The following is a 22,593-nucleotide window of genomic DNA, read 5'->3' as shown; positions in this document are numbered from 1 at the left end:
TACCAAGCAAGTGCTTGCTTAGGTAGTTACCCCCACAAGGAAGTGGCACCTTGCCCATCACCTCCACCACCACCGAACCGGGCATCGTCGCGGTTACCGTCGACTTCCCGCCCGTCAACGCCATCCCGTCGCGCGGCTGGTTCGAGCTCGCCGACACCATCACCGCCGCCGGCCGAGACCCCGGCACCCACGTGGTGATCCTGCGCGCCGCCGGCCGCGGCTTCAACGCCGGGGTCGACATCAAAGAGATGCAGCGCACCGAGGGATTCACCGCCCTGATCGATGCCAACCGCGGCTGCTTCGCCGCGTTCCGCGCGGTCTACGAGTGCGCAGTGCCCGTCGTCGCCGCCGTGAACGGATTCTGCGTCGGCGGTGGGATCGGCCTGGTCGGCAACGCCGACGTGATCGTGGCCTCCGACGATGCCACCTTCGGCCTGCCGGAGGTGGAACGCGGCGCGCTCGGCGCGGCGACGCACCTGTCGCGACTGGTTCCGCAGCACATGATGCGGCGGCTGTTCTTCACCGCGGCCACCGTCGACGCCGCCACCCTGCACCACTTCGGTTCGGTACACGAGGTGGTGCCGCGCGACGATCTCGACGAGGCCGCCTTGCGGGTCGCGCGCGACATCGCCGCCAAGGACACCCGCGTCATCCGGGCGGCCAAGGAAGCGCTGAACCTCATCGACGTGCAACGAGTCAACTCGAGTTACCGCATGGAGCAAGGCTTTACGTTCGAGCTCAACCTCGCCGGGGTCGCCGACGAGCACCGCGACGCGTTCGCCGGCACCGACAAGGGCGCAAAGTGAGCGACAAGAGGACCACCCTGGACGACGCCGTCGCGTCGATCGAGAGCGGCATGACGATCGGTATCGGCGGCTGGGGATCGCGGCGCAAGCCGATGGCGTTCGTACGCGCGCTGCTGCGCACCGACATCACCGACCTGACCGTGGTCACCTACGGCGGACCGGACTTGGGCCTGCTGTGTTCCGCCGGCAAGGTCAAGCGCGTCTACTACGGATTCGTCTCGCTGGACTCCCCGCCCTTCTACGACCCATGGTTCGCTAAAGCGCGCGCGGCCGGGGGCATCGAGGCCCGCGAGATGGACGAGGGCATGCTGCGCTGCGGGCTGCAGGCCGCCGCGCAACGCCTGCCGTTCCTGCCGATTCGGGCCGGGCTGGGCAGCTCGGTGCCGGACTTCTGGGAGGGCGAGCTGCAGACGGTGACCAGCCCGTACCCGGCGCCCGGCGGCGGGCACGAGACCCTGATCGCGATGCCGGCGCTGCGGCTGGACGCCGCGTTCGCACACCTCAACCTCGGTGATGCGCGGGGCAATGCGGCCTACACCGGGATCGACCCGTACTTCGACGACCTGTTCCTGATGGCCGCCGAGAAGCGCTTTCTGTCGGTGGAGCGGGTCGTGTCCACCCAGGAGTTGGTCAAGGCGGTTCCGCCGCAGGCGTTGCTGGTGAACCGCATGATGGTCGACGGCGTGGTCGAAGCGCCGGGTGGTGCGCACTTCACCACCGCCGCACCGGATTACGGCCGCGACGAGAAGTTCCAGCGGCACTACGCCGAAGCGGCGTCCACAGAAGGCGGTTGGCAGCAGTTCGTGGCAACTTATCTTTCGGGCAGCGAGGATGACTATCAGGCGGCCGTGAAAGCTTTCCAGGAAGAGGCATCCAAGTGAGCAGCCGAGCCGAAGTGTGCGCCGTGGCCTGCGCCGAATTATTCCGGAACGCGGGCGAAATCATGGTCAGCCCCATGACGAACATGGCCTCGGTCGGCGCGCGGCTAGCCCGGCTGACGTTTTCGCCGGACATCCTGCTGACCGACGGCGAGGCGCAGCTGATCGCCGACACCCCAGCCCTGGGTGCTTCGGCGGCCGCCGAGGGCTGGATGCCGTTCGGCCGGGTCTTCGAAACCCTGGCCTGGGGCCGGCGCCACGTGGTGATGGGCGCCAATCAAGTGGACCGCTTCGGCAATCAGAACATCTCGGCATTCGGCCCGCTGCAGCAGCCTAAACGCCAGATGTTCGGCGTCCGCGGCGCACCCGGCAACGCCATCAACCACGCGACCAGCTACTGGGTGGGTAACCACTCCAAGCGGGTGTTCTGCGAGAAGGTCGACATCGTCTGCGGAATCGGCTGGGACAACGTGGATTCCGACAACCCGGCATTCCGCTTCGCCAACACGTATCGGGTGGTGTCGAACCTCGGCGTGTTCGACTTCGGCGGGCCCAACCGCACCATGCGGGCGGTGTCCCTGCATCCGGGCGTCTCGGCCGGCGAGGTCGCCGAAAGCACCTCGTTCGAGATCGACGGTCTCGACAGCGCCGCCGAGACCCGGTTGCCGACCGACGACGAGCTGCGCCTGATCCGCGAGATCATCGACCCGAAATCATTGCGCGACAGAGAGATCCGTTGATGAAGCTGCGCACGCCGCTGACCGAGCTGGTCGGCGTCGAGCACCCGGTGGTGCAGACCGGGATGGGCTGGGTGGCCGGCGCGCGGCTGGTGTCCGCCACCGCCAACGCCGGCGGTCTGGGCATCCTTGCCTCGGCCACCATGACGCTGGACGAATTGGCCACGGCCATCGGCAAAGTCAAGGCCACCACCGACAAACCGTTCGGCGTGAACATCCGCGCCGACGCCGCCGACGCCGGCGACCGCGTCGACCTGATGATCCGCGAAGGCGTCAAGGTGGCGTCGTTCGCGCTGGCTCCGAAGCAGGAACTCATCGCCCGGCTCAAAGATGCCGGTGCCGTGGTGATTCCGTCGATCGGCGCGGCCAAGCACGCCCGCAAAGTGGCCGGCTGGGGCGCCGACGCGATGATCGTGCAGGGCGGCGAGGGCGGCGGGCATACCGGCCCCGTCGCAACCACGCTGTTGTTGCCCTCCGTGCTGGATGCCGTGCGGGGCAGCGGAATCCCGGTGATCGCCGCGGGTGGATTCTTCGACGGGCGTGGCCTCGCGGCCGCGCTCAGCTACGGTGCCGCCGGCGTCGCGATGGGCACCCGCTTCCTGCTGACGTCGGACTCCACCGTGCCCGACGCCGTCAAGAAGCGCTACCTCGAGGCGGCCCTCGACGGCACGGTGGTGACGACCCGGGTCGACGGCATGCCACACCGGGTGCTGCGCACCGGCCTGGTCGAGAAGCTGGAGGGCGGTTCGCCGGTGCGCGGTCTCACCGCGGCCGTGCGCAATGCCGCCAGGTTCAAGCACATGTCCCAGATGACCTGGCGGTCGATAATGCAAGACGGCCTGGCGATGCGCCGCGGCAAGGAGCTGACCTGGTCGCAGGTGGTGATGGCGGCTAACACGCCGATGCTCTTGAAAGCCGGCCTGGTCGACGGCAACACCGAGGCCGGCGTGCTGGCATCCGGACAGGTGGCCGGCATTCTCGAGGACCTACCGTCTTGCGCGGAGTTGATCGAGGCGGTCGTGCGCGACGCGATTGAGCACCTGCAGGCGGCATCGGCTTTCGTGGAGTAGTTCAGGACTCGACGATCATCAGCGTGTGTCCGGTCGGGTCACGGAACCAGAACATCGGTGGCACCGGCTCGCCCATACGCGCCACCTGCGCGTCGACGTCGATGCCGAGTTCCTTCATCGCCGCGTGAGTGGCGTCGATGTCGCTGGTGGTCAACGTGATTCCCGTGTTGGTCGGCTGCACCGGTCCACCGTCTGGTGGCGGTGGCGCAAGCGCGATGCCCGTCGTGCCCTCCGGCGGGTACACCTCGATCCATCGGTAGCTGCCGCCGAACGGCGTATCGGTTCGCTTCTCGAATCCGAGTGACGCGTAGAACTCGACTGCTTTGTCCTGTTCGGGCGTTGGCACGCACACCAGGCTCATCGTCTTCAGACCTGCTGTCGTTGTGGTCATGCTGCACCTCCTGGTTGGGCGTCGACGCCGTAAGCGCGGGCGATATCCTGCGAGCCGGCCCAGCCGCTGTAAGTGGGGCGTTGGGGCCAACCGTCCGGTGAGTCCTGCCAGTCTTCCTGGCGCCCGTAAGGCAGCAGGTCGACCAAAGCGAACGAGTGGCTCAGCTGTTCGCATCCACGGCCGTCCGTGCGCCAGGTCCGATACACCTGATCGCTGTCGCGCATAAATACATTGACGGCAAAGCCGCCGCCCGGTGGGGCACCGACATCCGCACCGAACGTGCTGTTGGCGGTGGAGTACCAGGTCATCCGATTGCCCACCCGCCGCTTGTAGTCGAGCGCTTCGTCGATGGGTCCCTGGGTGACGATGACGAACCGGGCATCGTAGTTGTCCAAGAACTCCAGCCGAGTGAACTGCGAGGTGAACCCGGTGCAACCCGGGCATTGCCACTCCTCGCCGGGAGACCACATGTGGCTGTACACAATCAACTGGGACTTGCCTTGGAACACGTCAGCCAGCCGCACCGGTCCATTCTCGCCCTCCAGGACATAGTCGGGCATGGCGACCATCGGCAGTCGCCGGCGCTGCGCGGCAATCGCGTCGAGCTCACGAGTGGCCGCTTTCTCTCGAACGCGCAGCGCGTCCAGTTCGCGCTGCCACTCCTGCGCGTCCACGACGGGCGGCAATACTACGGTGCTAACCACGAACTCCTCCAATGTTCACGCCGTCAACATGATAATGTACACACCGTACACTTTGCGCCCGAGAAGGGTCAAGCGTTGACCACGTTGAAGACCGGTTACCACCACGGGGACCTACGCGCGGCGTTGATCGACGCCGGCCTACATCTGACCAGGACAGGCGGACCGGAAGCGCTCACCATCCGGGAAGCGACTCGGCGCGTTGGGGTTTCACCCAATGCGGCCTATCGTCACTTCGCCGATCGCGAAGCGCTGCTCAGCGCGGTTGCGATCGCGATCCAGCATCGGATGGCGGCGCGGATGCACGGCTCGACACGCAGGCGAGGCACCACTGAAACGCAAGCCTGTGACCGGCTGCGCGCGGTCGGGGTCGGCTACATCAAATTCGCGCTCGACGAGCCGGGTTGGTTCACGGTGGCTTTCTTCGGAGCCGACCTTGCCGGGCTGACCAGCGAGACCGCCGGCGCCCCACCGTATGTGGCGCTGGTCGAGGCGCTCGATGCGATGCGGGACGTGGGAGCGCTGTCGCCCGCGCAACGCGAAGGCGCCGAATGGCCATGCTGGTCCGCCGTGCACGGGTTCGCCGAACTGGCCCTGCGCGGACCGCTGCGTCACGCCGCCCGCCGTGATGTCGAAGCGCTGGCGGGGCGCACGGTCGACAACATCATCGCCGGCGTGACGGCTGCTCGATGATGGTGACACCGACGGACCGCCGACTCACATACCGCATGTGAGCGGGGTTTTCAGCCGCGGCCGGCCATCTCAGCGCGGATCTCTTCGGGCGTGGTGAGAATCTCGCCGGTCACCGCGCGGCTGATCGCGCCGGGCGCGATGAGTTCGAACAGACCGTCAGGGGCAGCGGCATTGAACCCAATAGCTACATTCCTACAGAGTGAAGCTATAGTCTTCATATGTCGAGAGTTAAGCGTAGCCCTTTACTGGTGGCCACCGTGATCGGCGACGTGGTCGCGTCCCGGCGCGCCGTCGATCGGTCTGCCGTGCATCGACGCGTGAGCACCGCACTGCGCGAGGTCGCCGACGGCGCGATCGACCCGCCGGCGTTCACCGTCGGCGACGAGTTCCAGGGCAGCTACGCGACCGTGGGCGCCGCGATCGACGCCGCGCTGGTGCTGCGGCTGGCCGTCGGCCCCGAAGTCGATGTCCGCTTCGGCATCGGCCGGGGCGCGGTCACCGTCCTCGACGCCGACGCGAGGATTCAGGACGGGCCGGGCTGGTGGGCCGCGCGAGCGGCCATCGAGCAGACCGCGCGGGCCCAGCGGCAGCCCGGCTTCACGCTGATACGCACGACGTTCCGGGCCGACGGCGACACACGCGGCGACGCCGCCGCGGTCAATGCGGCCCTGCTCTGTCGGGACCATCTGCTTGGATCGCTCGACGAGAGATCATTGCGGATTGTGAGGGGGCTGATGACGGGACGGACCAAAAAGGAACTCGCCGCGGACGAGGGCATCAGCCCGTCGGCTGTGTCGCAACGCGCCAGCCGTGACGGCCTGGATCTGATTGTCCTTGCCAGCCAATATCTTCGGGGCCTGCCGTGAGCGCCGTCGCGGTCTTGCTCATCGCGCTCGGGGTCGCCGACCTCTGTCGGCGAGCGACCGGCGCCGCCTGGCCACCGCTGGTGGCCGGACCGGTCGCGGTCTTGGCGTGCGCGGTGCTCGGCGCCCTGTGGCACGCCGGGGACATCACGCTGCTCGTGCCGGCGGCCGCGGCGGTCGTCGCCTGGGAATGGCTTTGCGCGCGGTGCGAGCGCAGCGGCACAGCACAGGGCGCACCCCTGGCCGTTTTCGGCTCTGCGCTGGCGCTGCTGGCGGTGGCGTCGGGCTGGTCCTCACCGGCGGGCGGTGCCGTGGCCCGGTGGTCGGCCTGGGTGCATCTGCCGATGGGAGACGTCGCGCCCACCCGGCTGCTGATGCTCATCGGCGTGGTCCTGGTCCAGTTCGCCACCGCAAACCAGTTGGTGCGCTTGGTGCTTGGCTCGGTTGGCGCGGTGCGGCCGGCCGGTCAACCGCAGCCGTCGGACCGCCTCAAAGGCGGCAGGCTGCTGGGACCGCTGGAACGCCTGCTGATCCTGAGCCTCGGCGTCGGCGGACAGGTGGCCGCGGCCAGCGCCGTCGTCGCCGCCAAGGGCATCATCCGGTTTCCGGAGTTGAATGCTCAGACAAACCGCAACGGCGGCGTCGGCATCGACGAGGTGACAGAGTACTTCCTGGTCGGCAGCTTCACGAGTTGGCTGCTCGCCCTGGGCGGCATCGGTCTGGTTGTGGCGACTTGACCAGCGCGAGTGTGCATTTCACGACGTGGCACGCGGGGTGGATTCATACGGTCAGTGCAACATCCGTAGATTCTGGGAGGTTGCACATGCCGTCGGGATATCAGTTTGCGCGTCGGGAAACGCACACTCGGCGCAAGACTGGGCTACGTGACAGTTACAGGCGCTCGATGATCGTGACGTTGGCGGTGCCGCCGCCTTCGCACATCGTCTGCAGGCCGTAGCGACCACCGGTGCGCTCCAGCGTGTTGAGCATGGTGGTGAACAGCTTCGCCCCGGTGGCGCCCAGCGGATGGCCCAGCGCGATCGCGCCGCCGTTGGGGTTGACCTTCTCCGGGTCCGCCTTGATCTCCTTGAGCCAGGCCAGCACCACCGGCGCGAACGCCTCGTTGATCTCGACGGTGTCGATGTCGTCGATAGACAACCCCGACTTCTCCAGCGCGTAGCGAGTCGCCGGGATGGGCCCGGTCAGCATGAACACCGGATCGGCGCCCCGGGTGCTGATGTGGTGGATGCGGGCGCGCGGGGTCAAGCCATGCTCCTTGACCGCCTTTTCGGACGCCAGCAGCACCGCGCTGGCCCCGTCGGAAATCTGACTGGCCATGGCGGCCGTCAACCGGCCACCCTCGACCAGTGGCTTGAGCCCGGCCATCTTCTCCAGCGACGACTCGCGCGGCCCCTCGTCGACCCGGAACGGCCCGGATTCCGTTTCGACCGTGAGGATTTCGTTGTCGAAGTTGCCGCCGCGAATGGCCGCGAACGCGCGTTCGTGGCTGGTGAGCGCGTAGCGTTCCATCTCCTCGCGCGACAGGTTCCACTTCTCGGCAATCATCTCCGAACCGCGGAACTGCGAGATTTCCTGGTCGCCGTAGCGGTGCAGCCACTGCTTGGATTCGTTGGTCGGTGAGGTGAACCCGAACTGCTCGCCCACCGTCATGGCCGACGAGATCGGGATCTGGCTCATGTTCTGCATGCCGCCCGCGACAATGAGGTCGGCGGTTCCCGACATAACCGCCTGTGCGCCAAAGGAAATCGCTTGCTGACTGGAACCGCACTGCCGGTCGACGGTGACGCCGGGCACCTCTTCGGGATAGCCGGCGGCCAGCCACGAGAGCCGGGCGATGTTGCCCGCCTGCGCGCCGATGGCGTCGACACAGCCGGCGATCACGTCGTCGACCGCGGCGGGATCGACGTCGATCCGGTCGAGCAGCCCGCGCCACCCCAGCGCACCCAGGTCCACCGGGTGAACCCCGGCGAGCGATCCGCCGCGCTTGCCGACCGCGGTACGCACAGCGTCAATGACATACGCCTCAGGCATCTTTCAGACTCCTTCTTTCGTGATCCCGCCAAGAACGATGGCGAGGTATTGCTGACCGACTTGCTCGGCGGTGAGCGGCCCGCCCGGCTGGTACCAACGCACCGACACCCACGTGGTGTCCCGGATGAAGCGATAAATCAGGTCGACGTCGAGGTCGGGCCGAAAGTAGCCTTCCTCGACGCCCTGATTGAGCAGCTCGAGCCACATCTTGCGCTGTTGCCGGTTCATGTCCTCGATGTAGGCGAACCGGGGCTGGGACAACAGCCGCTGTGCCTCGTCCTGGTAGATGACGACCTGCGCGTGCCGGTGCTCGATCGCCTCGAACGACGCCATGAACAGTCCCTTGAGCCGCTCCAAGGGATTGGCCTCGCTGTCCACGATCTCGCGGTAGCGCGTGAACAACCAGTCCAGGAAACTGCGCAAGACCTCGTCGACCATCTCCTCCTTGGAGGAGAAGTGGTGATACAGGCTGCCGGACAGGATGCCGGCGCTATCGGCGATGTCGCGCACGGTGGTCGCGCGCAATCCACGCTCGGCGAACATGGTTGCGGCAAGCTCCAGTAGCTCGTCTCGACGGCTGTTGGCCTGACCGGGCGCTCGGTCCACCCGGTCAGAGTATCAACCAAGCGCTTGCTTGGCCACCGGGGCTCGATTTTCGGTTCCGCTGCCGTCGCCCGGTCAGCGCGATGAGACCGCCGGCGGGCTTTGCGACTCGTCGGCGTTGCCGGACACGAACGCGTTATGCCTGGCCCCCTTGACCCCACTGTCCCGGCCAGCCGGCGTCGGACTGCCAGGGGGCACCCGGGGGCTGGCCGGGCGTGCTGGCCGGAGTCAGGTTATCGCCCCACGGTCGCTGACCCGGCCCTTCCCTCACAACACTCTCCCACCTGCGTCAAACGCGTTGGCGGGCAATTGCAGACACGTCACGGGCCGGCGCCAGTCGGCGATATCGCAGCTCACGGGTGCTGGCTGGACACCGAGATGACCTCACCGGTGAGGTAACTGGAGTAGTCACTGGCGAGGAACGCAATGGTGGCCGCCACCTCCCACGGCTCGGCGGCGCGGCCGAAGGCCTCGCCGGCCGACAGCCGGTCGAGCAACTCCGACGAGGACGTCTTCTCCAGGAATTTGTGCCGAGCGATGCTCGGCGACACCGCGTTGATCCGCACGCCGTACTCGGCGGCCTCGATCGCGCTGCAGCGGGTCAGCGCCATCACGCCGGCCTTGGCGGCGGCATAGTGCGACTGCGAGTGCTGGGCGCGCCAGCCCAGAACGCTGGCGTTGTTGACGATCACCCCGCCGTGCGGCGCGCCGCGGAAGTACCGCAGCGCCGCGCGCGTGGCGCGGAACACCGACGTCAGCGTCACATCCAGGACGCGGTCCCACTCCTCGTCGGTCATGTCGACCACCGGCGTCTGCCCGCCCAGCCCGGCGTTGTTGACCAGGACGTCGACCCGCCCCATCCGGGCGGTGGCCGACGCGAACAGCGCATCGACCTGCGCGGTGGACGTCACATCGCACAACACGCTTTCCACGCGGCCCCGTCCCAGCGCGGTGAGCTCGTCGGCCGTCTCCCCCAGCCGCCGGTCGTGGTGATCCGAGATCAGCACATCGGCACCCTCGGCCAGCGCCCGTCGCGCCGTCGCCGCGCCGATGCCGGTGCCCGCGGCCGCGGTCACCACGACCACTTTGCCCTGCAGAAGTCCGTGTCCGGCAATCTCTTTCGGAACTTCGGACAGGCTCATCCCTTAACCTCTCGAGGCAGGCCGAGTACCCGCTCGGCGATGATGTTGCGCTGGATCTCGTTGGATCCGCCGTATATGGTGTCGGCGCGGGTGAACAAGAACAGCCGCTGCCATTCGTCGAACTCGCCGTCGGCCAGCGTCAGTCCCGGCTTGCCGATGACGTCCATGGCCAGCTCGCCCAGATCGCGATGCCAGTTGGCCCACAACAACTTCGACACGTTGTCCTGCCCGGGTTGTTCGACGTCCATGGTGGCCAGCGCATACGACCGCATGGCCCGCAGCCCGGTCCACGCCCGGGTCAGTCGCTCCCGGATGAACGGGTCGTCGGCGGCGCCGGTGCGCCGGGCGACGTCGGCAAGATTGGAAAGCTCACGCGCATAACGGATTTGCTGTCCGAGCGTCGACACACCACGCTCGAAGGTCAGCGTACCCATGGCGACCCGCCAGCCGTCGCCCGGCTCGCCGACCACCAGCTGAGCCTCGGTGCGGGCGTCGTCGAAGAACACCTCGTTGAATTCCGAGTCGCCGGTCAGCTGGATGATCGGACGCACCTTCACACCGGGCTGGTCGAGCGGCACCAGCAGATACGACAGCCCTGCGTGCCGCCTGGAGCCCTTCTCGGTGCGGGCGACCACGAAGCACCACTGCGCCCAGTGCGCCAGCGACGTCCAGACCTTCTGCCCGTTGATCACCCACTCGTCGCCGTCGAGTTCGGCGGTGGTCGCCACGTTGGCCAGGTCGCTGCCGGCGCCGGGCTCCGAATAGCCCTGGCACCACAGCTCCGTGACGTCGAGGATCTTGGGCAGGAATCGCTGTTGCTGCTCGGGCGTCCCGAACGCGATCAGCGTCGGGCCGAGCAGTTCCTCGCCGAAGTGATTGACCTTGTCCGGGGCGTCGGCCTTGGCGTACTCCTCGTAGAACGCGACCCGGTGCGCGGTGGACAGCCCCCGGCCGCCGTGCTCGACGGGCCAGCCCAGGCAGGTCAGCCCCGCCGCCGCCAGATGCTGGTTCCACGCCCGGCGCTCTTCGAATGCCTCGTGCTCGCGCCCGGGCCCGCCGAGACCCTTGAGAGCTGCGAATTCGCCGACCAGATTGTCGGCGAGCCACTGACGGACCTCCGCCCGGAACTCCTCGACGTCCTGCATGCCCTGTAGGCTAACCTACCAAGCACTTGCTTTGTAGCTCGGTGACGATGCGCGCCGCGGGCCGGCGCGAGGAGGATCGAGCCATCACAACGCGCCAGCGTCGCCACAGGAGCCTCCGATGACCAACGAGCCGCGCACGGTGCCCGCGGCGATGGATCACCTCGCGGGCCGGCTCCCCGATCACGACGCGCTGATCACCGACGAACAGTCCTTCACCGCCGCCGGACTGCGCGACGAGGTGCGCCGGGCCGCCGCCGCGCTCATCGACCTCGGTGTACGGGCCGGCGACCGGGTGGCCGTCTGGTCGCCGAACACCTGGCATTGGGTGGTTGCCTGCCTGGCGATCCACCACGCCGGGGCGGCCATGGTGCCGCTGAACACCCGCTACACCGCCGCCGAGGCCGCCGATATCCTGGCCCGCACCGGCGCGCCCGTGTTGTTCGCGATGGGCCGATTCCTGGCAAACGACCGCGTCGCCGACCTGGACCGCGCGCGGCTGCCCGCGCTCCGCCACATCGTGCGGATACCGATCGAGGCGGCCGACGGCACCTGGGACGAGTTCGTGGCCCGCGGCACCGATCTCGCCGCGGTGAACACCCGCGCCTCCGCCGTCACCCCGGACGACGTCAGCGACATCCTCTTCACCTCCGGCACCACCGGCCGCAGCAAAGGCGTGCTGTGCGCGCACCGGCAGTCGCTGTCGGCCTCGGCATCATGGGCGGCCAACGGCAAGGTCACCAGTGACGACCGTTACCTGTGCATCAACCCGTTCTTCCACAACTTCGGCTACAAGGCCGGCATCCTGGCCTGCCTGCAGACCGGCGCGACGCTGATCCCCCACCTGACCTTCGACCCGCTTCGCGCACTGCAGGCCATCGAGCAACACCGCATCACCGTGCTGCCCGGCCCGCCCACCATCTACCAGACCCTGCTGGACCACCCGGCACGCGACGACTACGACCTGAGCTCACTGCGGTTCGCGGTAACCGGCGCCGCAACCGTGCCGGTGGTGCTGGTCGAACGCATGCAATCCGAACTCGATATCGACATCGTCCTGACCGCCTACGGGCTGACCGAAGCCAACGGCATGGGAACGATGTGCCGCGCCGACGACGACGCGATCACCGTGGCCACCACCTGCGGGCGCCCATTCGCCGACTTCGAATTGCGCGTCGACGCCGATGCGGACGCGGAATCGGGCGAGGTGTTGCTGCGCGGACCGAACGTGATGCTGGGCTACCTCGAGGACCAGGAGGCCACCGCGGCCGCCATCGACGCCGACGGGTGGCTGCACACTGGGGACATCGGCACCGTCGACGCCGCCGGCAACCTGCGCATCACCGATCGGCTCAAAGACATGTACATCTGCGGCGGGTTCAACGTCTACCCCGCCGAAGTCGAGCAGGTGCTGGCCCGGATGCAAGGCATCGCCGACGCCGCGGTGATCGGAGTTCCCGACGAGCGGCTCGGCGAAGTGGGCCGGGCGTATGTGGTCACCCGGCCCGGCGCCCGGCTCGACGAACAATCTGTGATCGCTTACACCCGTGAGCATCTGGCGAACTTCAAGGCACCGCGTTCGGTGCGGTTCGTCGACGCGTTGCCGCGCAATGCCGGCGGCAAGGTGGTCAAACCACAACTGCGAGAGCATAACTGATGGATCTGCAACTCGATGAAGACACCTTGGCCTTCCAGGCCGAGGTGCGGGAGTTCTTGTCGGCCAACGCCGACTCGATCCCGACGAAGTCATACGACGGCGCCGAAGGCTTTGCCCAGCACAGACATTGGGACAAAGTGCTGTTCGACGCCGGCCTATCGGTGATCACCTGGCCGAAAAAGTACGGCGGCCGTGACGCACCGCTGCTGCACTGGGTGGTGTTCGAGGAGGAATACTTCCGGGCGGGTGCGCCGGGCCGGGCCAGCGCGAACGGCACCTCGATGCTGGCGCCGACCCTGTTCGCGCACGGCACCGAGGAACAGCGCGACCGGATCCTGCCGAAAATGGCTAGCGGCGAAGAGATCTGGGCGCAGGCGTGGTCGGAGCCAGAGTCCGGCAGCGACCTGGCATCACTACGGTCCACCGCCACCCAGACCGACGGCGGCTGGCTGCTCACCGGGCAGAAGATCTGGAGCTCACGGGCACCGTTCGCGGAGCGGGGATTCGGCCTGTTTCGTTCCACTCCCGGTGCCGAGCGCCACAACGGGCTGACGTACTTCATGTTCGACCTGAAGGCCTCCGGCGTGACGGTGCGACCCATCGTCCAATTAGGCGGCGACACCGGCTTCGGGGAGATCTTCCTCGACGACGTGTTCGTGCCCGACGAAGACGTGATCGGCACCCCGCACGAGGGCTGGCGCGCAGCGATGAGCACGTCGAGCAACGAGCGCGGCATGTCACTGCGCAGCCCGGCCCGTTTCCTGGCCACCGCGGAGCGGCTGGTGACGTTGTGGAAGGACAGAGGCTCACCCGACGCGTTCGCCGACCGGGTCGCCGACGGCTGGATCAAGGCGCAGGCCTACCGGCTGCAGACCTTCGGCACGGTGACCCGGCTGGCCCTCGGCGGTGAGCTGGGCGCCGAATCGTCGGTGACCAAGGTGTTCTGGTCGGACCTCGACGTCGAGTTGCACCAGACCGCGCTCGACCTGCTCGCCGCCGACGGCGAGCTCACCAGCCGGTGGACTGAGGGCCTGCTGTTCGCGCTTGGTGGCCCGATCTACGCCGGCACCAACGAGATTCAGCGCAACATCATCTCCGAGCGGTTGCTCGGCCTGCCGCGCGAGAAGTCCGGGGGCAAGAAGTGAAATTTGCGCTAGACGAACAGCAGCGCGACTTCGCGGCCAGCATCGACGCCGCGCTCGGCGCCGCGGACCTGCCCGGCGCGGTGCGCGCGTGGTCCGCCGGCGACACGGCACCAGGCCGCAAGGTCTGGGAGCAGCTGGCCAACCTGGGCGTCACCGCCCTGGCCGTGCCGGAGAAGTTCGACGGCCTCGAGGCCGACCCGGTCGACCTCGTCGTCGCCATGGAGCGTCTCGGGCGGTGGTGCGTGCCGGGGCCGGTGACCGAATCCATCGCCGTGGCACCGGTATTGCTCGCCTCTGACGATCACGGCGGCCGGGGTGCCGCGTTGGCTTCGGGCGAGCTGATCGCCACGGTCGCACTGCCGCCCCGGGTGCCGCTCGCGGTCGACGCCGAGAACGCCGGGCTGGTGCTGCTGGCCGGCGAGGGCGACGTCGCGGAGGCCACCCCGGGCGACGTGCACGACTCCGTCGACCCCAGTCGCAAGCTCTCCGACGTGACCGCCGCCGGGGACAGCTGGAAGGCGGATACCAAGCGCGCCTACGAGTTCGGTGCGCTGGCCACCGCGGCGCAGTTGGTCGGTGCGGCCGATGCGCTGCGGGACGGTGCGGTCGACTACGCCAAGCAACGCACCCAGTTCGGCCGGGTGATCGGCTCGTATCAGGCGATCAAGCACAAGCTGGCCGATGTGCACATCGCGATCGAGCTGGCGCGGCCGCTGGTGTACGGCGCCGCGCTGACGATGGAGCCGCGCGATGTCAGCGCGGCCAAGGCGGCTGCGTCCGAGGCGGGGCTGCTGGCGGCGCGGTCGGCGCTGCAAACCCACGGTGCCATCGGCTTCACCCAGGAACACGACCTGTCGTTGTTGCTGCTGCGCGTGCAGGCGCTGCGGTCCGCCTGGGGGACGCCGGAGGAACACCGGCGGCGAGTGCTGGAGGCATTGTGACTCGCGCCGCGACGATGCAGAGCGAAGCGATGAGGAGAAGCGGCGCCCATGACTCGCGCCGCGACGATGCAGAGCGAAGCGATGAGGAGAAGCGGCGCCCATGACTGACGAACGACAGATGCTGGCCGAGACCGTCGCCGCCCTGGTGGCCAAGCACGCGGGGCCTGCGGCGGTGCGCGAGGCCATGGAGTCCGCCCGCGGCTACGACGAATCGCTCTGGCAGCTGCTGTGCGAACAGGTCGGGGCCGCGGCCCTGCTGGTGCCCGAGAAGTTGGGCGGCGCGGGCGGCGAATTGGCCGACGCCGCAGTGGTTTTGCGGGAACTGGGCCGCGCGCTGGTGCCATGCCCGCTGCTCGGCACCACACTGGCCGAGCTGGCGCTGCTGAGCGCGTCCGAGCCGGACGCCGCGTCTCTGGAAGCCCTCGCCGAGGGCACCTCGATCGGCGCGCTGGTGCTCGACGCCGACTACGTGATCAACGGCGACATCGCCGACGTCGTCGTCGCCGTCGAGGACGGCCGGCTGAACCGGTGGATCAAGTTCGACGCCGAGCCCGTCACCACCATGGATCCGACCCGCCGCCTGGCGCGGGTGAAACCCGAAGAGTCCGAGCCGATCGGCGCCGACCCGGGCCTGGCGGACCAGGCGGCCGTCCTGCTGGCCGCCGAGCAGGTCGGCGCCGCCGAACGCTGCCTGGAACTGACGGTCGAATACAGCAAGGACCGTGTGCAATTCGGCCGGCCCATCGGCAGCTTCCAGGCCCTCAAGCATCGGATGGCCGACCTGTATGTCAGTGTCGCCGCCGCAAAGGCCGTCGTCGACGAGGCGTGCGACAACCTGACTCCCACCAACGCCGCCACCGCCCGGCTGGCCGCCACCGAGGCGCTGAACGCGGTGGCCGCTGAGGGCATTCAGCTGCACGGCGGCATCGCGATCACCTGGGAGCATGACATGCACCTGTACTTCAAACGCGCCCACGGCAGCGCGCACCTGCTGGATACTTCGCAAGAAGTGCTCAAGCGACTGGAATCCGAGGTACTCGAGACGCCGTGACCGACCGTGTTTCGCTGCGTGCCGGCATCCCGCCGTTTTATGTGATGGATGTCTGGCTGGCGGCCGCGGAACGCCAGCGCAGCCACGGCGACGTGGTCAACCTGTCGGCGGGCCAGCCCAGCGTGGGTGCGCCCGAGCCGGTGCGGGTGGCGGCGGCCGCGGCCGTGCGCGCCGACACGCTGGGATACACGGTGGCGCTGGGCATCCCCGAGCTGCGCGCCGCGATCGCCACGGACTACCGACGCCGGCACGGGCTCGACGTGGACGCCGACGAGGTGGTGATCACCACCGGCTCCTCGGGCGGCTTCCTGCTCACCTTCCTGGCCTGCTTCGACGTCGGCGACCGGGTTGCGCTGGCCAGCCCGGGCTATCCGTGCTACCGAAACATCCTGTCGGCGTTGGGATGTGAGGTCGTAGAAATCCCCTGCGGCCCGCAGACCCGCTTCCAGCCGACCGCGCAGATACTCGCCGAACTCGACCCTGGCGTGCAGGGTGTCATCGTGGCAAGCCCCGCGAACCCCACGGGCACGATCATCGACCCGGCCGAGCTGGCCGCCATCGCGGGCTGGTGTGATGCGTCGGGGGCCCGGTTGGTCAGCGACGAGGTCTACCACGGTCTGGTCTACGACGGTGCGCCGCAGACCAGCTGCGCGTGGCAGACGTCGCGAAATGCCGTGGTGGTCAACAGCTTTTCGAAGTACTACGCGATGACGGGCTGGCGACTGGGCTGGCTGCTGGTGCCGGCCGCGCTGCGCCGGGCGGTGGACCGCCTGACCGGGAACTTCACCATCTGCCCGCCCGTGCTTTCCCAACTCGCCGCGGTAGCGGCGTTCACCCCGGAGGCCACCGCCGAGGCCGACGGCCACCTGCACCACTACGCTAACAACCGCGCGCTGCTGCTGGACGGGCTGCGCGGCATCGGTATCGAGCGCCTGGCCCCGGCAGACGGCGCCTTCTACGTCTATGCCGACGTCTCGCAGTTCACCGACAACTCCATCGAGTTCTGTTCAAAGCTGTTGGAAGACAAAGGTGTCGCCATTGCGCCCGGTATAGACTTCGACACCGCGCGGGGGAATTCGTTCGTGCGGCTGTCGTTTGCGGGGCCGACGAACGACATCGAGGAAGCGCTGCGAAGGCTCGGGCCATGGTTGTCGGCGCGCTAGCGAAAGCTCGCCTGGCGCTTAATCTTTGAGCACCGCCGCGATGCGCGCCTCGAGCGCACCGCGGTCACCCAGGTCGGCGACGTCGATGCCGAACCGCTGACCGAGCGCATCGACAACCGCTGCGGCATCGTCGAGGCGAATTTTCTCGCTGCCGTCGGCGCGGTGGATGGTCAGGTCCCGGCCGGCCAGGTTGTAGCGGGCGTCGTCGGTGGTCAACGCGACCATCAGGCCGGTCACGAAGATCGACGACGGGTGCGTGGACACGTACCAGCTGCCCACCCTCAGATCGATCTGCGGCACGGTCCGGGTGCCGAGTATGTACAGCGGTTGCCACTCGCCCCGCACCAGGGCCTCCAGGATCAGGCCGTCGCCGCGATCGTTGAGCCGATACGGCTCGTGCGTGGTCTGCTGGGCGTTGCCCGTCTGTAAGCGGATGGGCGAGGTCAGGGTCTGGCCACCGAAGCCGACGTCGACCAGGAACGAGCCCTGGGAGCCCGGGAACGTCACCGCCAGCGCGGTGTGTGTCTGGGCGCCCGGCGGCGTGCCGGGAGGCATCATCCAGACCACGCGGCCGGCCAACCGCCGCACCCGATACCCGATTTCGGTCAGCACGTACCCCATCAGCCCGTTCTGCTCGTAGCAGTAGCCCCCGCGCCGCCGGTGGACCAGCTTGTCGGTCAGCGCTTCCGGGCTCAGGTCGTCGACCGGGACGCCCATCAGCGGATCGAGGTTCTCGAAGGGGATCGAGCCGGTGTGGGCGGTTATGAGCCGCTGCAGAACGTCGCGCGTCGGTTCGACGGGCCCCGCGTAACCGACGCGCTCGAAGTATCCGGTCAGGTCCAAAGCCATATCGTCATTCTTGCCGACGCCCTAGCATTCTCTTGCATGACCGACTTCTCGGCGCTGCCGGCCGCCGACCAGGAAGCGATCGGTCGCACGCTGCTGACCCTGTTGAAGGCGTTCGACGACCGCGACGCCGAGCCCCTCCGGCACGTGTACGCCGAGGACGCCGACTGGGTCAACGCGTTCGGGACCGTCAAGCGCGGCCGCGACGACATCGTCGAGTACCTCCGAGGGCTCTTCGCCGACGGCAATTTCAACCGCGGCGAACTCGCCGGGTCCCCGGAAGCCAGCTTCAAGGTGCTGACGCCGGAAGTCGTGCTGGTATCCGCGCACCTCCAGGTCAAGGGGCAGGGGCTGGTCGGCGGCGGGACCCTTGATCGGGACAATTTCTCGTTGCGTGCTCTGCAACGGCAAAGCGATGGCTCCTGGCTCATCGTCTCGGAAATGTTCCAAGACGCCAACACCGAGACCACCTACGCGCGCTAGGGGCGGGCCGGTACCGATCTCGTTTTATTTCTGTCGAATATGGGGATTCCGGTTGAGACGGGCGCCAGCACCGCCATACATCGTCGAATCGGAGCCCAAGATGAGCACCAACACCACATGGATTGTGATCGCCGCGATCGTGGCCGTCCTCGTGATCGTCGCCCTTGCCCTGGCCGCGCGCGCCGCGAAGAGGCGCCGCCGGCAGCAGGAGGCCGACAAGATTCGCGAACAGGTCAAGCTGGACACGGCCAAGGTCGAGCGTCGCGAGGCGCTGGCCGCGGAGACGGCCGCGAAAGCCCGTGCCGCGCAGGCCGAAGCCGAGGCCAAGGCGGCCGAGGCCGCCCGGCTGCAGGACCGGGCCTCGGCGCACCAGACCGAAGCCGCGTCGTCGCGCGAACAACTGGACGAGCAGTCGAGGCGTGCCGACAAGCTCGACCCGAGTGTGAAGGCCGAAAGGGACGGGACCGCAGGCGAAGCCGCCGCCGACCGCGACGCAGCGTGGAGCCAGGAGCAGCCCATCGCGGACAACTCGCCCACCGAGGACATGCCGGGCAACTACCGCGACGCCGAAAAGCATCGCACCGCATCGACTTAGGCGACCGCGCCGCTACAGCCAGGTGTCCTGCGTGGTGGTGGTCAGGAATGCTTCCAGGTCGTCGCGCCATTGCGCCGGGGTCGTCTTGTCCGGCTCGATGCCGGTGTATTCCCCGCGATAAAACAGCAGCGGCCGCGGCTTGATCTTGGGTGCCTCCGAAAGCGATTGCACCGCACCGAAAACCACGAAATGGTCGCCGCCGTCGTGCGCGGACGCGACCGTGCAGTCGATGTAGGCCAGCGAACCGTCGATGATCGGGGAACCGAGCTCGGAAGGGTGCCAGTCGATCCCGGCGAACTTGTCGGGCTCTTTGGAGCCGAAGCGGGCCGAGACGTGCTTTTGCTGCTCGGTGAGCATGTTGACGCAGAACCGGCCGCTGGCCTCGATGGCCTGCCACGACCGCGACACCTTCGTGGGGCAGAACAGCACCAGCGGCGGATCGAGCGACAGCGCCGCGAAGGACTGGCAGGCGAAGCCGACCGGGACGTCGTCGCGCACGGTGGTGATGATGGTGATCCCGGTGCAGAACTGACCGAGCACGCTGCGGAACGTGCGCGGGTCGATCGGCGCGGCGGACAACGTTAACCCTTGAAGCCGACGCTGAAGTCGTGGCCCCAGAGGCTGATCGCAGTGCTTTCGCGGGCAATCCAATCGATATCGTCGACTTTTCTTCCCTCACAACCGAATTCGATATCGAATCCGCCGGGCGTCTTCATGTAGAACGACAGCATCAGGTCGTTGACGTGGCGGCCCAGCGTCGCCGACATCGGCACCTTGCGGCGCAGCGCCCGGTCCAGGCACAGCCCGACGTCGTCGGCTTCCTCCACTTCGACCATCAGGTGCACGATGCCGCTGGGGGTCTGCCCGGGCATGAACGCCAGGCTGTGGTGGCGCGGGTTGCACCCCAGGAAGCGCAGCCAGGCCGGCGGCCCGTCGGCGGGCCGGCCGACCACCTGCGGCGGCAGCCGCATCGAGTCACGCAGCTTGAAGCCCAGCACATCCCGATAGAAGTGCAATGTCTCTTCGTCGTCGCGGGTGGTGAGCACCACGTGCCCCAGGCCCTGTTCGTTGGTGACGAACTTGTGCCCGTACGGGCTGACCACCCGGCGATGCTCGAGCGCGGCGCCGTGGAAGATTTCCAGGCAGTTGCCCGACGGGTCGGAGAACCGGATCATCTCGTCGACCCGTCGGTCCGCGAGCTCGGCGGCGGTGGCCTCTTTGTAGGGCGTGCCCTCCACGTCGAGGCGATTCCGAATCTCCTGCAGACCTTCGGCATTCGCGCATTCCCAGCCGGCCTCGATGAGCCGGTCCTGCTCCCCGGGCACGATCACCAGCCGAGCGGGGAAATCGTCCATCCTCAAGTAGAGCGCGCCTTCGGTGCTGCCCTTGCCCTCGACCATGCCGAGGACTTTCAGGCCGTAGTCGCGCCAAGCCGCCATGTCGGTGGCCTCGATGCGCAAGTAGGCCAGCGAACGAATGCTCATCACGCACCTCCCAGGAAATCGATGGTGAGCTTGTTGAACTCGTCGAACTTCTCTACCTGCGCCCAGTGCCCACACTGCCCGAAAACGTGCAGCTGTGCACGCGGAATTGTTTTCAGCGCCACCAACGCACCGTCGAGCGGGTTGACCCGGTCCTCGCGGCCCCAGATCAGCAGCACCGGCTGGCGCAGCCGATGCACCTCGCGCCACATCATGCCGAGCTCGAAATCGGCTCCGGCGAACGACATTCCCATCGCGCGGGTCGCCGTCAGCGACTCCGGAGTGCTGGCCAGCGCGAAACGCTGGTCGATCAGCTCGTCGGTGATCAGCTTCTGGTCGTAGACCATCACCCGCAGAAACGCCTCGAGGTTTTCGCGGGTGGGCTCGGCGGAGAACCTGCCCAGCCGCTTGACACCCTCCGTCGGGTCGGGGGCGAACAGGTTGACGCTCACCCCGCCCGGACCCATCAGCACCAGGCGCCCGGCCCGGTCGGGGCAGTCGAGGGCGAACCGGACCGCGGTGCCCCCGCCCAGCGAATTGCCAACCAGCGGAACGCGTCCCAGATCCAGCTGGTCGAACAGGCCCTTGAGGGCCCGGGCCGCGTAGTGGTTGAACTGACCGTGCTCGGCGCGCTTGTCCGAGTGGCCGTAGCCGGGCTGATCGACGGCCAGCACATGGAATCGCTGCGCCAGCACCGGGATGTTGCGCGAAAAGTTCGTCCAGCTCGCCGCGCCCGGGCCGCCGCCGTGCAGCAGCACGATCGTCTGCTCGTTGCCGACCCCCGCCTCGTGGTAGTGCAGCCGCAGCGGTCCGTCGACGTCCACGTCGGCGAAGCGCGAGGTGGACTCGAAGGTCAGCTCCCCCGTTGCCGCGGTCATCAGACCATGGTGTCGCCGGGCGGCAACCCGAACTCGTTGTTTCCGAAGATCTGGTAGGCCCGCTCGGGGTCGTTGGCCGCGTGCACCCGGCCGGCGTGCGCGTCTCGCCAGAACCGTTGCACCGGTTGGTCATTGCCCAGCGCCGTGGCGCCAGAGGCCTCGAACAGCCGGTCGATGGAGGCGATCGCGCGGCCGGTGGCGCGCACCTGGTCGCGGCGGGCGCGGGCCCGCAGGTCGAACGGGATCTCCTTGCCGGCCGACAGCAGCGCGTACTCGTCCGCAACATTGCCGCTCAGCTGGCGCCACGCCGCGTCGATGTCGCTGGCCGCCTCGGCGATGCGGACCTTGGCGAACGGGTCGTCCTTGGCCTTCTCGCCGGCGAACGCGGCACGCACCCGCTTGCCCTGGTGCTCGACGTGCGCGTCGTAGGCGCCGTAGGCCATTCCGACGATAGGCGCCGAGATAGTTGTGGGATGCATTGTGCCCCAAGGCATTTTGTAGACGGCGGCGGAGTTCGTCTGATACCCGCCCGCGGTGCCGTCGTTCATCGCCTTGTAGGACAAGAACCGGTGCCGCGGCACGAACACGTCCTTAACCACCACGGTGTTGCTGCCGGTGCCGCGCAGGCCGACCACGTGCCACACGTCGTCGATGCGGTACTCGCTGCGCGGGATCAGGAAGCTGCCGAAGTCGACGGGTCGGCCGTCCTTGATAACGGGACCGCCCAAAAACGCCCACGTGGCGTGGTCGCACCCCGAGGACCAGTTCCACGAACCGTTGACCAGGTAACCGCCCTCGGTCACCACGCCCGCACCCATCGGGGCATACGACGACGAGACGCGGGTCGCGGGGTCCTCGCCCCAGACCTCCTGCTGGGCCTGCTGGTCGAACAGCGCCAGGTGCCAGTTGTGCACGCCGATGATCGAGCTCACCCAGCCGGTGGAACCACACGCGCCGGCCAGCCGTCGCACCGCCTCGTAGAACAGCGACGGATCGCACTGCAACCCGCCCCACTGCTCGGGCTGCAACAGCGTGAAGAAGCCGACCTCTTCGAGCTCGGCAACCGTCTGGTCGGGCAGCCGGCGCAGGTCTTCTGTCGCCTGAGCGCGCTCCCGGATCTTGGGCAGCAGGTCGTCGATCCCCGCCAAGACCGACTGCGCGTCACGCTGTTGAATAGACGTCACTTACGTTTGCCTCCTGCGCCAGACTTACCGAGCGGACTCACACCAGAGACTAGAACACGTTCCGATTTGTGTCGAGCAGGGTATTCCTGCG

General features: G+C 67.9%; 25 protein-coding genes. 14 read left to right on the top strand and 11 right to left on the bottom strand.

Features of this window, described 5'->3' with window-relative positions; genetic code table 11:
* The first annotated feature begins 50 nt into the window (after positions 1-50).
* The 4 genes from echA20 to ipdC are packed head-to-tail and all read left to right on the top strand — an operon-like array spanning position 51 to position 3,491.
* Positions 51-806, top strand: coding sequence for a (7aS)-7a-methyl-1,5-dioxo-2,3,5,6,7,7a-hexahydro-1H-indene-carboxyl-CoA hydrolase (gene echA20 / locus OQ789_RS00965; RefSeq protein WP_324682823.1), 756 nt, complete (start codon positions 51-53; stop codon positions 804-806).
* Complete coding sequence (gene ipdA, locus OQ789_RS00960) at positions 803-1,687, top strand: cholesterol ring-cleaving hydrolase subunit IpdA (protein WP_324682821.1); 885 nt, start codon at positions 803-805, stop codon at positions 1,685-1,687. Before echA20 ends, ipdA begins: the two co-directional genes overlap by 4 nt.
* On the top strand, positions 1,684-2,424 hold the full coding sequence (ipdB, locus tag OQ789_RS00955; RefSeq protein ID WP_324682819.1) for a cholesterol ring-cleaving hydrolase subunit IpdB: 741 nt from the start codon (positions 1,684-1,686) through the stop codon (positions 2,422-2,424). Before ipdA ends, ipdB begins: the two co-directional genes overlap by 4 nt.
* A complete protein-coding gene (ipdC, locus tag OQ789_RS00950) occupies positions 2,424-3,491 on the top strand; it encodes a (3aS,4S,5R,7aS)-5-hydroxy-7a-methyl-1-oxo-octahydro-1H-indene-4-carboxyl-CoA dehydrogenase (RefSeq protein ID WP_324682817.1) in 1,068 nt (355 codons plus the stop codon). Before ipdB ends, ipdC begins: the two co-directional genes overlap by 1 nt.
* A 1-nt stretch (position 3,492) precedes the next feature.
* Here the strand turns inward: ipdC and OQ789_RS00945 are convergent, their stop codons facing one another.
* The gene (locus OQ789_RS00945) at positions 3,493-3,882 is read right to left on the bottom strand and encodes a VOC family protein (RefSeq protein WP_324682816.1); all 390 of its coding nucleotides are present in this window, start codon (positions 3,880-3,882) and stop codon (positions 3,493-3,495) included.
* Positions 3,879-4,586, bottom strand: coding sequence for a DUF899 domain-containing protein (locus OQ789_RS00940; protein WP_324682814.1), 708 nt, complete (start codon positions 4,584-4,586; stop codon positions 3,879-3,881). The genes OQ789_RS00945 and OQ789_RS00940 overlap by 4 nt, the downstream gene beginning before the upstream one ends.
* A 75-nt stretch (positions 4,587-4,661) precedes the next feature.
* On the opposite strand from OQ789_RS00940, the gene OQ789_RS00935 reads away from it, so the two are divergent.
* The 3 genes from OQ789_RS00935 to OQ789_RS00925 all read left to right on the top strand — a co-directional run bounded on the left by OQ789_RS00935 (position 4,662) and on the right by OQ789_RS00925 (position 6,876).
* Positions 4,662-5,276 carry a TetR/AcrR family transcriptional regulator gene (locus OQ789_RS00935; RefSeq protein ID WP_324682812.1) on the top strand — a complete coding sequence of 205 codons (615 nt, stop codon included), beginning with the start codon at positions 4,662-4,664 and terminating at the stop codon, positions 5,274-5,276.
* Between the two features lie 218 nt (positions 5,277-5,494).
* A complete protein-coding gene (locus OQ789_RS00930) occupies positions 5,495-6,142 on the top strand; it encodes a SatD family protein (protein WP_324682810.1) in 648 nt (215 codons plus the stop codon).
* Complete coding sequence (locus OQ789_RS00925; RefSeq protein ID WP_324682808.1) at positions 6,139-6,876, top strand: hypothetical protein; 738 nt, start codon at positions 6,139-6,141, stop codon at positions 6,874-6,876. The genes OQ789_RS00930 and OQ789_RS00925 overlap by 4 nt, the downstream gene beginning before the upstream one ends.
* Positions 6,877-7,030: 154 nt before the next feature.
* Here OQ789_RS00925 and fadA6 read toward each other — a convergent pair whose 3' ends face one another.
* From fadA6 to ipdE1, 4 genes are all read right to left on the bottom strand, one after another.
* Positions 7,031-8,191, bottom strand: coding sequence for a steroid 3-ketoacyl-CoA thiolase FadA6 (gene fadA6 / locus OQ789_RS00920; RefSeq protein WP_324682806.1), 1,161 nt, complete (start codon positions 8,189-8,191; stop codon positions 7,031-7,033).
* A 3-nt stretch (positions 8,192-8,194) separates the two neighbouring features.
* Positions 8,195-8,797: a TetR family transcriptional regulator KstR2 gene (gene kstR2 / locus OQ789_RS00915; RefSeq protein WP_324682805.1), complete on the bottom strand. Its 603-nt coding sequence runs from the start codon at positions 8,795-8,797 to the stop codon at positions 8,195-8,197.
* Positions 8,798-9,147: 350 nt separating this feature from the next.
* Positions 9,148-9,936, bottom strand: a complete 789-nt coding sequence (ipdF, locus tag OQ789_RS00910; RefSeq protein ID WP_324682803.1) for a (5R,7aS)-5-hydroxy-7a-methyl-1-oxo-2,3,5,6,7,7a-hexahydro-1H-indene-carboxyl-CoA reductase — start codon at positions 9,934-9,936, stop codon at positions 9,148-9,150.
* Positions 9,933-11,081, bottom strand: coding sequence for an acyl-CoA dehydrogenase IpdE1 (ipdE1, locus tag OQ789_RS00905; protein ID WP_324682802.1), 1,149 nt, complete (start codon positions 11,079-11,081; stop codon positions 9,933-9,935). The genes ipdF and ipdE1 overlap by 4 nt, the downstream gene beginning before the upstream one ends.
* Before the next feature lie 118 nt (positions 11,082-11,199).
* Between ipdE1 and fadD3 the strand changes: the two genes are divergently transcribed.
* From fadD3 to OQ789_RS00880, 5 genes are all read left to right on the top strand, one after another.
* On the top strand, positions 11,200-12,735 hold the full coding sequence (gene fadD3, locus OQ789_RS00900; protein ID WP_324682801.1) for a 3-((3aS,4S,7aS)-7a-methyl-1,5-dioxo-octahydro-1H-inden-4-yl)propanoate--CoA ligase FadD3: 1,536 nt from the start codon (positions 11,200-11,202) through the stop codon (positions 12,733-12,735).
* Positions 12,735-13,880, top strand: coding sequence for an acyl-CoA dehydrogenase family protein (locus OQ789_RS00895; RefSeq protein WP_324682799.1), 1,146 nt, complete (start codon positions 12,735-12,737; stop codon positions 13,878-13,880). Before fadD3 ends, OQ789_RS00895 begins: the two co-directional genes overlap by 1 nt.
* On the top strand, positions 13,877-14,821 hold the full coding sequence (locus OQ789_RS00890) for an acyl-CoA dehydrogenase family protein (protein WP_324682797.1): 945 nt from the start codon (positions 13,877-13,879) through the stop codon (positions 14,819-14,821). The genes OQ789_RS00895 and OQ789_RS00890 overlap by 4 nt, the downstream gene beginning before the upstream one ends.
* 100 nt (positions 14,822-14,921) lie before the next feature.
* Positions 14,922-15,872 carry an acyl-CoA dehydrogenase family protein gene (locus OQ789_RS00885; RefSeq protein ID WP_324682795.1) on the top strand — a complete coding sequence of 317 codons (951 nt, stop codon included), beginning with the start codon at positions 14,922-14,924 and terminating at the stop codon, positions 15,870-15,872.
* On the top strand, positions 15,869-17,035 hold the full coding sequence (locus OQ789_RS00880; protein ID WP_324682793.1) for a pyridoxal phosphate-dependent aminotransferase: 1,167 nt from the start codon (positions 15,869-15,871) through the stop codon (positions 17,033-17,035). The genes OQ789_RS00885 and OQ789_RS00880 overlap by 4 nt, the downstream gene beginning before the upstream one ends.
* Before the next feature lie 18 nt (positions 17,036-17,053).
* Here the strand turns inward: OQ789_RS00880 and OQ789_RS00875 are convergent, their stop codons facing one another.
* The gene (locus OQ789_RS00875) at positions 17,054-17,884 is read right to left on the bottom strand and encodes an arylamine N-acetyltransferase (protein ID WP_324682792.1); all 831 of its coding nucleotides are present in this window, start codon (positions 17,882-17,884) and stop codon (positions 17,054-17,056) included.
* A gap of 36 nt (positions 17,885-17,920) precedes the next feature.
* On the opposite strand from OQ789_RS00875, the gene OQ789_RS00870 reads away from it, so the two are divergent.
* Together OQ789_RS00870 and OQ789_RS00865 are read left to right on the top strand one after the other, a co-directional pair.
* Entirely contained in the window at positions 17,921-18,364 is a 444-nt protein-coding gene (locus tag OQ789_RS00870) for an SgcJ/EcaC family oxidoreductase (protein ID WP_324682791.1), read from the top strand.
* Positions 18,365-18,464: 100 nt separating this feature from the next.
* Positions 18,465-18,959, top strand: a complete 495-nt coding sequence (locus tag OQ789_RS00865) for a hypothetical protein (RefSeq protein ID WP_324682789.1) — start codon at positions 18,465-18,467, stop codon at positions 18,957-18,959.
* A gap of 12 nt (positions 18,960-18,971) precedes the next feature.
* Here the strand turns inward: OQ789_RS00865 and hsaB are convergent, their stop codons facing one another.
* Genes hsaB through hsaA form a run of 4 tightly spaced genes read right to left on the bottom strand, consistent with a single transcriptional unit; the run spans position 18,972 to position 22,502 of the window.
* Positions 18,972-19,538 carry a 3-hydroxy-9,10-secoandrosta-1,3,5(10)-triene-9,17-dione monooxygenase reductase subunit gene (hsaB, locus tag OQ789_RS00860; protein WP_324682787.1) on the bottom strand — a complete coding sequence of 189 codons (567 nt, stop codon included), beginning with the start codon at positions 19,536-19,538 and terminating at the stop codon, positions 18,972-18,974.
* A 2-nt stretch (positions 19,539-19,540) separates the two neighbouring features.
* Positions 19,541-20,443: an iron-dependent extradiol dioxygenase HsaC gene (hsaC, locus tag OQ789_RS00855; protein ID WP_324682785.1), complete on the bottom strand. Its 903-nt coding sequence runs from the start codon at positions 20,441-20,443 to the stop codon at positions 19,541-19,543.
* Positions 20,443-21,318: a 4,5:9,10-diseco-3-hydroxy-5,9,17-trioxoandrosta-1(10),2-diene-4-oate hydrolase gene (hsaD, locus tag OQ789_RS00850; RefSeq protein WP_324682783.1), complete on the bottom strand. Its 876-nt coding sequence runs from the start codon at positions 21,316-21,318 to the stop codon at positions 20,443-20,445. The genes hsaC and hsaD overlap by 1 nt, the downstream gene beginning before the upstream one ends.
* The gene (gene hsaA, locus OQ789_RS00845) at positions 21,318-22,502 is read right to left on the bottom strand and encodes a 3-hydroxy-9,10-secoandrosta-1,3,5(10)-triene-9,17-dione monooxygenase oxygenase subunit (protein WP_324682782.1); all 1,185 of its coding nucleotides are present in this window, start codon (positions 22,500-22,502) and stop codon (positions 21,318-21,320) included. The genes hsaD and hsaA overlap by 1 nt, the downstream gene beginning before the upstream one ends.
* Positions 22,503-22,593: the final 91 nt, after the last annotated feature.

It is taken from the genome of Mycobacterium sp. 94-17 (assembly GCF_035617725.1).
GTDB lineage: Bacteria > Actinomycetota > Actinomycetes > Mycobacteriales > Mycobacteriaceae > Mycobacterium.
The sequence above is the reverse complement of the archived record's forward strand: the minus strand, read 5'-3'. Positions and strand labels throughout refer to the sequence as shown.